General features: G+C 56.0%; 10 protein-coding genes. 9 read left to right on the top strand and 1 reads right to left on the bottom strand.

What is annotated here, in order from left to right:
- Positions 1-15 precede the first annotated feature (15 nt).
- From ABLQ08_RS19265 to ABLQ08_RS19275, 3 genes are all read left to right on the top strand, one after another.
- Positions 16-321 (top strand): PepSY domain-containing protein, encoded by a 306-nt coding sequence (locus ABLQ08_RS19265; RefSeq protein WP_352945246.1) that lies wholly within the window; start codon positions 16-18, stop codon positions 319-321.
- Between the two features lie 178 nt (positions 322-499).
- Complete coding sequence (locus ABLQ08_RS19270; protein WP_352945248.1) at positions 500-1,042, top strand: helix-turn-helix transcriptional regulator; 543 nt, start codon at positions 500-502, stop codon at positions 1,040-1,042.
- Positions 1,043-1,157: 115 nt separating this feature from the next.
- On the top strand, positions 1,158-1,433 hold the full coding sequence (locus ABLQ08_RS19275) for a PepSY domain-containing protein (RefSeq protein ID WP_352945250.1): 276 nt from the start codon (positions 1,158-1,160) through the stop codon (positions 1,431-1,433).
- A gap of 105 nt (positions 1,434-1,538) precedes the next feature.
- Here ABLQ08_RS19275 and ABLQ08_RS19280 read toward each other — a convergent pair whose 3' ends face one another.
- Complete coding sequence (locus ABLQ08_RS19280) at positions 1,539-2,018, bottom strand: Lrp/AsnC family transcriptional regulator (protein ID WP_029064513.1); 480 nt, start codon at positions 2,016-2,018, stop codon at positions 1,539-1,541.
- A 146-nt stretch (positions 2,019-2,164) separates the two neighbouring features.
- Here ABLQ08_RS19280 and ABLQ08_RS19285 point away from each other — a divergent pair, with 146 nt between their 5' ends.
- From ABLQ08_RS19285 to ABLQ08_RS19310, 6 genes are all read left to right on the top strand, one after another.
- Positions 2,165-5,686 carry an indolepyruvate ferredoxin oxidoreductase family protein gene (locus ABLQ08_RS19285; protein WP_352945253.1) on the top strand — a complete coding sequence of 1,174 codons (3,522 nt, stop codon included), beginning with the start codon at positions 2,165-2,167 and terminating at the stop codon, positions 5,684-5,686.
- 876 nt (positions 5,687-6,562) lie between these two features.
- Positions 6,563-7,648 carry a DUF2336 domain-containing protein gene (locus tag ABLQ08_RS19290; protein ID WP_352945255.1) on the top strand — a complete coding sequence of 362 codons (1,086 nt, stop codon included), beginning with the start codon at positions 6,563-6,565 and terminating at the stop codon, positions 7,646-7,648.
- Between the two features lie 145 nt (positions 7,649-7,793).
- Positions 7,794-10,208 (top strand): mechanosensitive ion channel domain-containing protein, encoded by a 2,415-nt coding sequence (locus ABLQ08_RS19295; protein WP_352945257.1) that lies wholly within the window; start codon positions 7,794-7,796, stop codon positions 10,206-10,208.
- A gap of 115 nt (positions 10,209-10,323) precedes the next feature.
- A complete protein-coding gene (locus ABLQ08_RS19300) occupies positions 10,324-11,373 on the top strand; it encodes a hypothetical protein (protein ID WP_352945259.1) in 1,050 nt (349 codons plus the stop codon).
- Between the two features lie 12 nt (positions 11,374-11,385).
- Complete coding sequence (locus tag ABLQ08_RS19305) at positions 11,386-12,249, top strand: hypothetical protein (RefSeq protein ID WP_352945260.1); 864 nt, start codon at positions 11,386-11,388, stop codon at positions 12,247-12,249.
- 358 nt (positions 12,250-12,607) lie between these two features.
- Positions 12,608-13,618, top strand: coding sequence for an ArsR/SmtB family transcription factor (locus ABLQ08_RS19310; RefSeq protein WP_352945262.1), 1,011 nt, complete (start codon positions 12,608-12,610; stop codon positions 13,616-13,618).

The raw sequence follows: 13,618 nt of genomic DNA on the forward strand, positions 1-13,618 counted from the left end.
CAAGGATGAAATCTCATGAAAACCCCGTTCAACTCAACCGCAATTACCCTTTTGTCCGCTACGGGCCTGATCGCGAGCATGGGGACAGCTCTTGCCGCTGTTTCCATTGGTGACTCTCTGGGGACCACGGAAGCGGACATTCGCTCCGCGCTGACGGCACAGGGCTATACCGTTGAAGAATTCGAGACCGAAGATGGCAAGTTGGAAGCCGAGGTCATGAAGGATGGCCAGGAGATGGAAGTCGTTATCGATGCCAAGTCCGGTCTGGTTCTCGAACTGGAACCGGAAGATGATGATGAAGGCGACAAAGACGACGACTAACATCTGACTGAGCCTGCCCCGGCCGGACCCACACCCAGGGATGCCCCATCCTGGCGGCCGGGGCTTTCAGGCAAACCTGCCGACGAGCTTTGACGCGCATAAATCCGCAGCTTCGAAGCCGACGTGAAAACGGGTGATGCAGCGGAATTGATGGCATTGCCGAAATCGAGGAATGGAAATGTCTCCCTTCAACCACTGGAAAACCGCATGGCCCTGGCTTTTGATCGGACTGCAATCGATCTGCGTTCTGGTTCTGGTGTTCGAGGAGTTTTCCGACCTTTTGTGGGGTGAGCAGACAACCAGCCTGATCGGCAATGAAGTGCTTGAGAATCTCGTCATTGTGGTGCTTGTCGTCAGCCTGATTGCCTCTGCGTTCGAGGTTCGCCGCGTGATGACCCGGCAGAAGCGATTGGAACAGCAGGTCAAGGCGGCTTCAGGGGCTTTTGCGAACCTGCTTGAAGAACATTTCGACAGCTGGGGCCTGACGCCATCTGAAGGAGATGTGGCACTGCTTGCGTTGAAAGGGTTTTCGATAGCGGAAATGGCCTCCGTACGGAAAACGGCGGAAGGGACGGTGAAAGCGCAATGCAATGCGATCTATCGCAAAGCCGGCGTTTCGGGCCGCACGCAGCTGTTGTCGCTGTTTATCGATGAACTGCTTTATGGAGCGCTTGTTGAGCAAACCGGTGGTGAGCGCTCACGCCTTGCTGCTCCCTCGTGAAGTCCAGGGCTCCGGATCAGGCAGTGTGTACGATTGTTAATTTGTAATTGCCCGGACCAATCCCACTTCGTTTCTCAAGTTCGGCGACATGCCGATGCAACACTGGAGAAACAAAATGACCTCTGCCAGCCAATTAGCCAAAGCAGGTGTTCTCGCCTCGACCGTCTTCCTCAGTCTCAATGCAATTGCGCTGGCGGAGATCCGGCCAGGCGACAAGATCGGCCTTTCGGTATCCGAAATTGCAAAGAGCCTGGAAAACAGCGGCTACCTGATACGGGAAATCGAAGTCAAAGTGGACCGCATCGAAGCTGAGGTGACGCTGGAAGGCGAAAAGCTGGAAATCAAGATCGACCCGCATTCCGGTCAGGTGACCCGGATAGAAGACGACTGAGCTTCCGCATAAGAAGCGGATTGGTAGTCTGACGGCGGCCTTGAGACAATCCGGCCATCTGATGGCCCGGAATAATGCGGCGTCAGACTTCCTGTTTCCTGCCTGTTAGTTCTCGCGCAGCGGCAGGGCGACCGTGTCCTTGACCGTGTTGACGACAATGCGGGACTGGACGTCCGAGACAAGTGTATTGTCCAGAAGTTTCAAACGAAGAAAATTGTCATAAGTTTTGATATCATCGGTGACGACCTTGATCAGGTAGTCGACTGCGCCGGTGATGCGTTCGCATGTGACAACCTCCGGCCAGTGATGCACCAGCTTGTCAAAGGTCTCCATGTTGTCCCGGCTTGGAACGGCAAGCTTGACGAAGGAATAGGCAACAAACCCAAGACCGACCGATTCCCGGTCGATAATGGCCGTTATCTGACGAATTATTCCTTGTTCCTTCAGGCGCTTAATTCTGCGCCAACATGGTGTCTGGCTCATTCCAGCTTCCTTTGCGACCTCCGCAATGGATAGCGAAGCGTCCCTTTGCAGGACGCGGAGAACACGAATGTCAGACGGGTCGAGAAGATATTTGTCGGTCATCGTCAGATTTAGGAATTTTTATGCGGCCTCTGGGTGATTGCCCGTGACGATAGCACAGAAATTGCCCGTGAAAAGGATGATATTTATCTGAAGTGAGGTTGCCGGGGGACGCAGCCGCCCAAATCGACGGTTGAGGAGAAAGTCGGATGAATGTGCATATGCCAACCGTGACCCTGGAAGACAAATACGTCGCGACGGAAGGACGGGTCTATCTGACCGGCATACAAGCGCTTGTCCGCCTGGTTCTGGACCGGGCACGGCTGGACCATCAGGCAGGTCTGAAAACCGGCGGGTTCGTGTCCGGGTACCGTGGTTCTCCGCTTGCCGGATATGACACGGAACTGATGCGGGCAGAACGCCATCTGAAAGGCTATGACGTCATCTTCAAGCCGGGCGTGAACGAGGAGCTGGGCGCGACTGCAGTCTGGGGAAGTCAGAAACTTCGAGGCGAGGGCGGCACCGGACGGCCGACGGACTATGACGGTGTCTTCGGTGTCTGGTACGGCAAGGCCCCCGGTGTGGACCGGGCCGGAGATGTTCTGCGCCAGGCAAATGCGTCGGGAACCGACCGGAACGGTGGAGTTCTGGCCCTTGCAGGTGACGATCACCTGGCAAAATCGTCCATCCTGCCGGCGCAGAGCGAATTCTTCTTCGAGCATGCGGAGATCCCGGTGCTCAATCCTGCCGACATTCAGGACGTTCTGGACTATGGACTCCACGGTCTGGAGATGTCCCGGTTCACCAGTCTCTGGACGGCACTCATATGTATCGCCGATACAATGGACGCCTCTGCAACGATCAATGTCTCGCCGGACCGGTTGCGTTTCGTGCGGCCGCTCGATGGAGATCCTCGCAAGGATTATCGCCAGAACCGCGATCTTCTGCTCGGCAACCGGCTGGAGACCGAACGTCTGGTGCGGGATCTTCGGATACCGGCCGCACAGAACTATGTGCGCACAAACGGTCTTGACCGGGTGACCTTCGGGACACGGCGCCGGGTGAAGCTTGGCATCGTTGCGTCGGGCAAGGCATACAGGGATCTGCTCCAGGCTCTGGACCTGATGGGTATCACCGAGGAAAAAGCCAAGGCGCTGGGCCTTGCGGTTTACAAGGTTGCCATGACCTGGCCGCTGGAACCGCTCGGTCTTCGGGACTTTGCCCGCGGTGCAGAGCGTCTGCTGGTGGTAGAACACAAGCGGGCCTTCATGGAGCCGCAGATCAAGAACATATCCTATCACTGGCCGGAAATGAGCCGACCGGAGATCTGGGGCAAGCACCGTCCGAACGGAACGCCGTTCCTGTCGGATGTGCTTGAAATATCCGTCGCCGAACTCATCGAAGGCCTGATGACATGGCTGCCGGAAGAGGCGGTTTCTGAAGAAATGCGATCGGTCGCGACCCGGATGACCAAACAGGCCATGTGGGCCCAGGGGCATGCGGAGCGTGCTGCCCGTATTCCGTATTTCTGCTCCGGCTGTCCGCATTCCACATCCACCAAAACGCCGGAAGGTTCCCGGTCCATGCCGGGAATCGGTTGTCATGCCATGACCGAAATGGCTGGACGAACGACCGAAGGCCAGATCGCCATGGGTGGTGAGGGTGTCCTCTGGATTGGTCAACAGCCGTTCTCGGGCGACAGCCATGTGTTTGCCAACGTCGGAGACGGCACTTACTTCCACTCCGGAATTCTTGCGATCCGGCAGTCGCTCGCTTCGAACGTGCCGATTACCTACAAGATCCTCTTCAATGATGCGGTTGCGATGACCGGCGGGCAGAAGGTGGATGGTCAGTTGACCGTCCCGCAGATCACACGCCAGCTGGAGGCCGAGGGGGTCGAACGCATTGCGATTGTTTCCGAAAATCCGGAAAACTACGGCTCCTGGACACCGATTGCCCCGGGCACAAAGGTTCACCACCGGGACGAGCTGATGGATGTCCAAGAAGAGCTGCAGACCTTCCCCGGCGTGTCGGTAATCGTCTACGATCAGACATGTGCTGCGGAAAAACGCCGCCGCCGCAAGCGCGGTCAGTTTCCGGACCCGGACAAGCGCCTCTTTATCAACGACAGGGTCTGCGAAGGCTGCGGTGACTGCTCCGTCCAGTCGAACTGCCTGTCGGTTGAACCTTTGCAAACAGCGTTTGGCGAGAAGCGGGTTATCAATCAGTCCAGCTGTAACAAGGACTTTTCCTGTATCAAGGGGTTCTGCCCGTCCTTCGTTGAGATCGACGGGGCAGCCCTGAAGAAGCCGAAAAGAGCGGAAGTCGACATCGATGGTCTCGTGGAAGAGCTGCCGCAACCGGTGCTGCCGTCTCTCGAGCGCACACGGAATGCGCTGATCGCCGGTATTGGCGGCATGGGTGTAACCACCATCAGCGCTGTTCTGGCGATGGCCGCCCATGTGGACGGAAAGCAGGCGTCGACCCTCGACATGACCGGTCTTGCGCAAAAAGGCGGTCCGGTTACGTCTCACGTCCGGTTCGCGGCCAGCGACAAGTCCATTGAAGGTCCTCGGGTTCCGGCTGCGAGCCTTGACCTGTTGATCGCAAGCGACATGGTGGTTGCCACCAACGCTGATCAGTTGTCGTTGGCGCATCGGGGCCACACGCTGACCGTTGCAAATACCAAAGTTGCCCCGACGGCCGAATTCGTTCTGAAGCAGACCCTGTCCTTTGACGAGAAGCGCATGGACACTGCGTTGCGCGAAGCGTCCGGCACCTATCTCGCGATGAATGCCGCAGGTATTGCCGAAAAGCTTCTGGGTGATGCCATCTACGCCAATATGCTTCTGGTGGGCATGGCCTACCAGGGTGGTGCACTCCCGATTTCCGATGATGCGATCGAAACGGCTCTGGAGTTGAACGGTGCTGCCGTCGCAAACAATATCAAGGCCTTCCGTGCCGGGCGGGTTCTGGCAGCTCACCCGGAAAAGCTCCTGCAAGCGCTTCCGACGGAAGCAAAGCCGAAGTCCTTCACTTTGGATGAGAAAATCGCGTTCAATGCGAAGGAACTAACGGCATATCAGGATGCTGCCTACGCTGCCCGCTACCGGGAACTTGTGGCGAAAGTGAAATTGGCGGACCAGGCTCACGGAACAGGAACACTGCGGCTGACGCAGACCGTTGCCGATCTGCTTTACAAGGTGATGGCCTACAAGGACGAGTACGAGGTCGCACGGCTCTACTCAGATCCGGCCTTCAGGGAAAAAATCGCGCAACGTTTTGAAAATCCGAAAAAGCTCAAGGTACATCTTGCGCCGCCGTTCCTTGCGCATCGCAAGGATCCCAAGACTGGCCGTCCCGAGAAGATTGCCTTCGGCCCCTGGGTGTTCAAGGCCTTTGACCTGCTCGCGAAATTCAAGGGTGCGCGCGGCAAATGGTATGATCCGTTCGGACGGACGGCTGAACGTAAGGCAGAACGCACCTTGATCAGCCAATACGAAAGTGATGTTGCCGAAATCCTGAAAAGATTGCCAAATGGCAACTACGGGCTGTTGGTGGAACTGGCTCGGGTCCCGGATCTGATCCGTGGCTTTGGCCCGGTCAAGGAAGCCAATCTGGAAAAAGCCGCCGAAAAGCGTCAGCTTTTGCTTGAGCAACTGAACAAGACCGATGATGGCGGAAGCGACGATGCGGAGCACTCAAAAGTGTTTCTGGAAGCTGCTGAGTAAAGGCAGTATCCCTGCAGAAAAAAGAAACCGGCGCTATCGGCGCCGGTTTTTCTTTTGGGCAGTCAGTCGGAAGTATCCTTGCAATCGCTTCACTAGAATCCGGTACCGCTTATGTAGGGGGCAACGTTGCTCCGGTCGCAGGGTCTGAGATCATTGTCGGAAAGAACATCGGAAAGCAGGTGATGTGGCACGGTGCTGCGGGGGAGACGTTTTCGGACCGGACTTTGCCAACTCGCAATGGCGGTGATCGTCGTTTGAATGAGTGTGAGGGCAGGGCTTACAGATCGACGGAAAGGCACGATCGAGGGTGGGTGTATCGACATTGGCTCTCTCTAATTTAATAAGTAATCACTTATTTTATCTAGGTGTATGGTCAGGTATGTCAATAAAGAAAGAAAATATTTTTTTATTAGGGTTGAATATGTCGGTGTCCATGGGAGGGAATTGTCAGTCCCGAGCCTGCCGGATTGTGTTTTCCGGCGATTGTTCCGTTTGCCGTCAAAGGGCGTGCAACGGCTACGGACCGGCGGGTGAGAGGCGCGAAACCGGGATGAGGAAACGGAATTGCAGCCTTTAACAAAGTTTGAAAGATGAGATCAGGCCCAAGCCTGGAATGTCTAAGATCAGAGATTTTTTTCGGATTTTTTCGATGTTTTTTCGGTAGCTGAAAATCACCGCGCGTGAAGTGCTTGCTGTGAAAATATCATGTTTTTCAGTTAGTTGCCGTGTGTCTTTAAAATACGAATAGAATTCTCGGAAAGATTTAAAAAAAGACAATTACATTCGCCAAAGTTGCGTTTCTGTCTTCTTTAATTCTCGGCTTCATCTTCAGATACCACCGCCGAAAAGGCATAATTTGAGAACTGGTATCGAAGAATGACTGAAGCGTTGAAAACAGAGCTGGTGAACTTCTCGGAGCTGACCGGCGAAGCTGGAAGCGCGCGGAGGGCGGAACTGGCCCGACATGTCGCAACCCTGTTCGCACTCACTTCCGACCGTTGTTCGGACGAGCAGGTTGATATCTACGACTCGGTGCTCTTGCGTCTTGTAGACATGGTCGAGTCAGAAGTCCGGCGTTATGTGGCGGAACAAATGTCCAGCCTTCGTCGCGGGCCGGAGGAAACGATCCGCCGTCTTGCAGATGATGATATTGAAGTCGCGGAACCGATCCTCGTCAGGTCGACTGTTCTGCGGGACACGGACTTGATCGAGATTGCCGAGAAGCGCGGGAACACGCATTGCTTTGCGATCGCGCAACGGGAAATCCTGTCCGAGAACGTGACCGACATTCTGGTGCGGCAGGGTGACCTCAAGGTGAAGCGCAAGGTTGCCAGCAATGATGGCGCTTCGCTGTCCGATGCCTCTATCACGGCTTTGATCAGCGACGCGGCTTCCGACGCAACCCTTCAGCTTTCCTTGAGCGAGCGGGGTGATCTGGCAGAAACGCATATTGCAAGCCTGGTTGCCGTCGCAAGCGAGGAAGTCCGCAAGCGCCTGCACGCCAGCGGCCGCAGTGAGGAAGCTGAACAGCTGGATGAAGCAGCTGACATCGCGGCTCAGCGCATGTCCAACCAGTACTGGCTTGGGCGCTACGATTTCGAGACGGCTCGCAGCAGGGTTCTGCTGCTTGCAAAACGTGGCATGGTGAACGAAGCCGCCTTGCGCCGTTTTGCTTCTGAGGACCGTTTTGCCGAGGCCGTCGCAACCTTTGCCTGGCTGGTGCGTTGCGGTGTCGAGGAAGTCAGCCACTGGATGGTTCGTCCGAACCCGGAACCGTTTGTCATTTTGGCAAAGGCATCGGGCTTTTCCTCCATCACCATCGGATCGCTTTTGACGATCGGTCCGTGGCGACATCGATTGACCCCTGAAGTTCGCAGCAGTGCAATGGCCAGGTTCGAACGAATGACGATTGCGGAGGCCAAACGCAAGATTGCGCATTGGAACGCGAACGTTCTCAACTGACCGGTACATCTTGAGGCAATTGAGGAGCGGCTCGACAACAGGATCGGGCCGTTCCTTTTGATTCCAGCCCCACTTTCTTTCAAAAACCGCTGAACCGTGCTTAACAAAGAAGCAGTTTAACATTGCGATTCATCGTGGGGCCGATATGCGCACTCTCAATACTCTGTTGCGCCGGATTGAAGCCGGCAGGTTATCGTCATGGTTCAAGGCGAGTGTTCTGGTTGCTTTCCTGGCGCTGACCTTCTCGATGTCGGGGGCAGACGGATCGGCGCAGGCTCAAGGGATCACAGGTGTCATTTCCGGCATGACGTCCTCCGGCAACACTGAGAAGCCGGAGGGCGAAAACCAGGTCTCGGAAGACATAAAGGACGCTGACGACAATCCTGAGAGAGAAGATGGAGAGGGAGCGGGAATTCTGCAGAATGTCGATGAATTCGTCGACAAGGCCGTTGCGGCACGCGATGTTTTCAAGTCTATCCTGAAAGAAATCCCGACCATTCACGACACGATGCTGACCACGCTGCAGGCGGAGGGCGAGGAACGTGGCCTGCGCTGGATCCCGGCAGCACTGATCGATATTGTCATCGCCGTCCTGTTCGGGTTGGCTGCCTCGTCACTTCTTGCCCGCTGGGGCCGCCGACAGTTCGCCGGCATGTACCGGGCCGATGTCTTCAGCCGGTCCGACAAGATCATTTATCTTTACCTTCGTGCGCTGCTGATGATCGTCGGCGTGGTTTTGTTCTTCGCGATTGCCGTCGTCGTCTATCTTCTGATCGGAACGGGGCTGGAAGCAGCCAACGAGACTGCTCTGGTCGTTCTCGGTGTCGTCTCGGTCTTCATGGGCGTGCGCATCATTTTCCTGAACCTGCTTGCTCCGGACGCGGAAAGTCACCGTCTGTTGAAGCTTTCCAACCATGAAGCCAGAGGTCTTTACAGTGCATTGATCGTCGGGACGGGCGTGTCGCTTGTTGCCATTGCCTTCTGCCTCTGGATGGAGCGGCTCGGACTTTCGGAAGATGCCCACAAGATCGCATTGATTGCCGCTTCGGCTTTGTCGATGCTTATTCTGATCGGTATCTCGATCATCTATCGCAAAATCATCGCTCGCCTGATCAGGGGTGAAGACGGAAATGACGCACCCGTCTGGCGCAAGGTGTTGGCGAATATCTGGCACTTTATCGCGATCTTCTATTTCGTCGTCGCCTGGGGAATTTCCGCAGTCCGCATCTTGCTCGACCTGCCTGATGCGACGGGGCTTGTCGGTGCGCCGCTGCAGGTCATCCTGATGGCGGCAATCGCCTACGGTCTCTTGATCCTGATCATAGACCGGGTGCTGCTGCCACGGTTGGACACTGTCGATGCACAGGCGAAAATTGCAGAAGATATTCAGCGTGCGGAAGAAACCGAAGGTGGAGGCGAAGAAGACCCGGAAAGCGCGATGGCCCAGGCCCGTGCCGAGGCGGCTGACCTGGAAGCTCAGCGATCTCCTTTCAGAGACCTGTTTGACCGCGGTGCCGCCATTCTTGTCCTGTTCGGATCGCTCGATTTTCTCGCTGCCTGGTGGGGCCTCCCGCTTGCCGGGAGCGGATCGCTGATCGGGTCGTTTGTCGAAGTCCTGCTGGTGATGTTCCTCGGATACATGGCTTATGAGGCGGTCAAGATCGTTATCGATCGCCAGATCGCCAAGGAAACACCTGCTGAACAGGATGAGGAAATGGAAATCGGTGGCGCCGGGGAGAGCCGGATTGCGACGCTGCTGCCGATCTTCCGGAACTTTCTGCTGATTACCATCGTTGTGATCGCGACGATGGTTGTACTCTCGGAGCTGGGTGTGAACATCGCCCCGCTCTTTGCCGGTGCCGGTGTCGTCGGTCTTGCTATCGGTTTCGGTGCGCAGACCCTCATACGGGACATCTTTTCAGGAGCCTTTTACCTGATCGACGATGCCTTCCGGAAAGGGGAGTATATCGATATCGGCAGCGCAAAGGGTGTGGTTGAGAAAATTTCGATCCGGTCGATGCAGCTACGTCATCACAGGGGCGCGCTCACAACGGTTCCTTTCGGAGAGATCCAGCAGGTCGAGAACTTTTCACGAGACTGGGCTGTCATGAAGCTTGGCTTCCGTGTGACCTACGACACCGACGTGGAAAAGATGCGCAAGATCATCAAGAATTTCGGCAAGGAACTTCTCAACGACGAATATTACGGCCCGATGTTCCTGGCACCGCTGAAGTCTCAGGGCATCATGTCGATGGAAGATTCGGCAATGATCGCGCGGGTTAAGTTTACGACCAAGCCTGGCAAGCAGTTCGAGTTGCGCAAGGTGGTTTACGCCGGCTTGCGCGATCTGTTTGAGAAAAACGGTATCAAGTTCGCGCATCGTCAGGTGACTGTCCGGGTTGCCGGAGCCGATGAGGAAAACGGACAGGTGTCTCCCTCAACCGCACAGGCCGCCGCTCAGGCTGCAGTCCAGGCTGCGGCGGCCGGAGCTGCGGCGGCAGGTGTCATCAGTGAAGAGGATCTCGATCAGAACGGTGGCGGGTCTGCCGACCAGATCTAATCACATGACAAGGCAGGAGGCGCGGACCAACGCCTCCGTCTGATTTGAGTATTTCCATGGACCGCAGTGCTGAAATCCGTTATCGGTCCCGGCGAACCAAACTAGCGGTAATTGAATGCGGATCGGTTTTCAGGCTGGGGCCATCAACGAACGTGGCATGAGCGTTGCGCTCTATGACTATGCGCTCGGTACTCAGAACATACTTGGTCACGAGGCCTTCGTTTTTTTCAGCGAGAACGGCAGCAATCCTGCTGTCGTTGAAAAATTCAGGAAAACCTTGAATCTGATCCCGGTCCCCACTCCGCGCGATGCGCGGGCCGTCAGCGAGCCATATCAACTGGATTTTTGCTACTACATCCGCGACGGCAGGAAACGGCCTCTTGATATCGTTGCCAATCGTTCGGGCGTTCATGCAGTCTTCCGGCATTTTGAACCGCATGGCGATGTCTATGCTTATGTGTCCGATTGGCTGGCGAACTGGATGACCGGTGGAAAGGCGCCTGCGGTTCCGCATATCGTCGAACTTCCGGAGGCAGACGGCGATTTGCGTGACGAACTGGGTATTCCCAAGGATGCTTTCGTTGTCGGCCGCTACGGAGGTTTTGACCAGTTCAATGTTCCATTCGCGCACCAGGCCGTCAGCGAAGCGCTTGAGCGCCGTTCAGATCTGTACTTTCTGTTTGTGAATACCGAGCAGTTCATCGAGCATCCGCGCGCGCTGTTCTTGCCCCCGGTCGTCAGGCCGCAGGAAAAGGTACGCTTCATTGCCAGTTGCGATGCCGGTATCAACGCCAAAAAGATCGGCGAGAGTTTCGGCCTCGCCATTGCCGAGTTTCTGATGTTCGGAAAACCTGTTTTCAGCTGGGCAGGCGGAATGGATCAGAACCATGTCTGTATGAGTCCGAAGCCGGAGTGGGTTTATCGGACGCGGCGGGACCTGCTGCGCCTTTTAACAGACTACGTGCCGTCCGCTTCAGATGGTGAGCTGGCGCGTGCATCTGTGGAATGTTATCGCCCCGAGGCAGTGATGAAACGATTTGATGACGTCTTCCTGTCAGGTGCCTGTTCCACGCGCGAACTTGAGCTCAGTCCGGCATTCAAGCTAAAGCGCTTTGTTCAGGAAAAGGCGATGCGCGCAAAATTCCGGCTCTGGAAGAGCCTCTGAGGCAACGGTTACATGAAGCTTTTCGATTGTTTTGTCTTTCACAACGAGTTTGATCTGCTGGAAATCCGCCTGCGCGAAATGGGTGATCATGTTGACCGCTTCGTTCTGGTGGAAGCAAACCAGACCCAACGAGGCGGCACGAAACCATATTACTTCGACGAAAACCGTGAGCGATTTGCCAGGTGGTCGGACAAGATTATCGACCTGCAGATCGAGTTTCCCGACGAATTGCCACCGGCGCTGGGGGTGTACAAGAACCGGCGGAAAAAGGATTGGGAGCGGGAGAACTTTCAGCGCAACTGCATTGCGCGCGCATTGGAACATTGCGACCCGAGTGATCTGATCCTGTTATCCGATGTTGACGAAATCGTTCGCAGCTCCGTTCTTGACGAGGTGTTGACCCGCCGGCTTTACAAGGGACGATTGCTGGTTTTCGAGCAAAGCCTTCACAAACACCATCTCAACCGGGTCGTGCCGGACAAGACCTGGCTGTTGGGATCGCGGATGATCGAGAAGAAGTATCTCACCACACCGCAGCAGTTGCGCCGGACCAAGGCGCGCATGACGAAAAAATCCCATGTACCCGGTTTTGTTGCGCAACCTTTGCTGCGTATCCGGAACAACAACCTGTCTGGTATCAGCCGACCGGTCACGATCGTCCCGAACGCCGGCTGGCACTTCTCCTCCATGGGAGGGCAGGAGGCCTTCAGGACAAAGCTTCAGTCCGTGGTACATGGTCAGACGGTAGATACCAGCGATATCCTGAGGCTTTACGAGCGTGAGCTGGTTGGAACAGAGCTAGTATCGTTGAGCGGTTTGCCCGAATGCGTGAAGGCGGGCGACTTCGATCATATGCTGCAGCTGGAAACGTCATAAACCGGCGGCCGGCACCCGGTCCTGATCGGGAAAGTTCCGGTAACTCCTCCGAAAAATTTGTCTGACCTCTATCGAGGCGTCGGTCGAACCAGTGGCGGCAGGTTCATGCCGCTGCCGCAAAGATTCATGCGAAACTTTCAGCCTGCTTCAGTTCGAAGACAGATGTTTGCTTGAATTTCAGATGTCGTTCTTTGAGGTCATCGTTCTCCAAAAGACATGCGTGCGCGGAATTAAATACCACCAAATCTACCGATATCGGCGGATTTGAACCATTTCGTGTCGTAAATGAATTGAGTGCTTGCAATGATCTGGTGATCCATATAAAGATATCTTTATATCGACATCGGTGATGAAGCGCATGACTGAAGAAAAGACCCTGTCCGTTGATGATACTCTTGCCGCCCTCCGGGCGGTTGGTGAGGCAACGCGTTTGCGTTTGATTGCCCTGCTTGCAGAGAGCGAACTGACGGTGAAGGACGCCACTGCGATCCTCGGACAGAGCCAGCCGCGCATTTCCCGTCACCTGAAGCTTCTGGCCGAAGCGGATCTCATTCAACGCTTTCCGGAAGGCAGCTGGGTTTATTACCGCCTGGCGGATGGACCGGAAGGCGAGCTGGCAAAAGGGCTCGTGGCGCAGATCTCGAGGGATGATCCTGTGCTTGCGGCCGACCAGGAGCGTTTTCAGGCCATTCGCAAAGCCAAGGCCGAGGAAGCCGCAGCCTTCTTTGCAGCCCGTGCGCTGACCTGGGACCGGGAACGTTCGCTCCATGTCTCCGAGGAAGACGTCGAAGCCGCGATGCGGGCGGCATTGGGCAACAATCCGTTCCAGTCGTTTCTGGATCTTGGAACCGGGACGGGGCGGCTGTTGGAAGTCTTTGCCGAACAATATGTAACTGCGCTCGGCATCGATGCGTCGCATGACATGCTTGCCGTTGCCAGGGCCAACCTTGCGAAAGCGGGCCTGACCAATGCCCAGGTGCGGCACGGTGACGTTTATGCCCTGAATGTTCCGCCGCGCTCATTCGATGTGGTGTCGATCCATCAGGTCTTGCACTTCCTGGATGACCCGGCCCGGGCACTTGCCGAGGCCGCCCGTGCCCTACGGCCCGGCGGGCGGCTGATGATTATTGATTTCGCCCCGCATGAGCTGGAATTCCTGCGCGACAAGCATGCGCACCGCCGGCTCGGCTTCGCTCATGACCAGATGGAGCGTTGGCTGGAGGCACTCGATCTTGATCTGGAGCAGGTTACAGACCTCGTTCCGGGTGATGAAACCAATTCCAATCTAACCGTTACGCTTTGGCTTGCTCGTGACCGACGTGTCGTTACCGACTGGCCTACCCGAGACACGTCCCGAGAGGTCGCTTGA

The sequence above is a fragment of the Roseibium sp. SCP14 genome (genome assembly GCF_040329475.1).
Lineage (GTDB): Bacteria > Pseudomonadota > Alphaproteobacteria > Rhizobiales > Stappiaceae > Roseibium.

What these genes read in the sequence shown, in the direction of transcription:
- ABLQ08_RS19270 (WP_352945248.1), top strand. Translation starts at nt 500, where the DNA reads ATGTCTCCCTTCAACCACTGGAAAACCGCATGGCCCTGGCTTTTGATC.
- ABLQ08_RS19285 (WP_352945253.1), top strand. Translation starts at nt 2,165, where the DNA reads ATGAATGTGCATATGCCAACCGTGACCCTGGAAGACAAATACGTCGCG.
- ABLQ08_RS19290 (WP_352945255.1), top strand. Translation starts at nt 6,563, where the DNA reads ATGACTGAAGCGTTGAAAACAGAGCTGGTGAACTTCTCGGAGCTGACC.
- ABLQ08_RS19310 (WP_352945262.1), top strand. Translation starts at nt 12,608, where the DNA reads ATGACTGAAGAAAAGACCCTGTCCGTTGATGATACTCTTGCCGCCCTC.
- ABLQ08_RS19275 (WP_352945250.1), top strand. Translation starts at nt 1,158, where the DNA reads ATGACCTCTGCCAGCCAATTAGCCAAAGCAGGTGTTCTCGCCTCGACC.
- ABLQ08_RS19300 (WP_352945259.1), top strand. Translation starts at nt 10,324, where the DNA reads ATGCGGATCGGTTTTCAGGCTGGGGCCATCAACGAACGTGGCATGAGC.
- ABLQ08_RS19295 (WP_352945257.1), top strand. Translation starts at nt 7,794, where the DNA reads ATGCGCACTCTCAATACTCTGTTGCGCCGGATTGAAGCCGGCAGGTTA.
- ABLQ08_RS19280 (WP_029064513.1), bottom strand. Translation starts at nt 2,018, where the DNA reads ATGACCGACAAATATCTTCTCGACCCGTCTGACATTCGTGTTCTCCGC.
- ABLQ08_RS19265 (WP_352945246.1), top strand. Translation starts at nt 16, where the DNA reads ATGAAAACCCCGTTCAACTCAACCGCAATTACCCTTTTGTCCGCTACG.
- ABLQ08_RS19305 (WP_352945260.1), top strand. Translation starts at nt 11,386, where the DNA reads ATGAAGCTTTTCGATTGTTTTGTCTTTCACAACGAGTTTGATCTGCTG.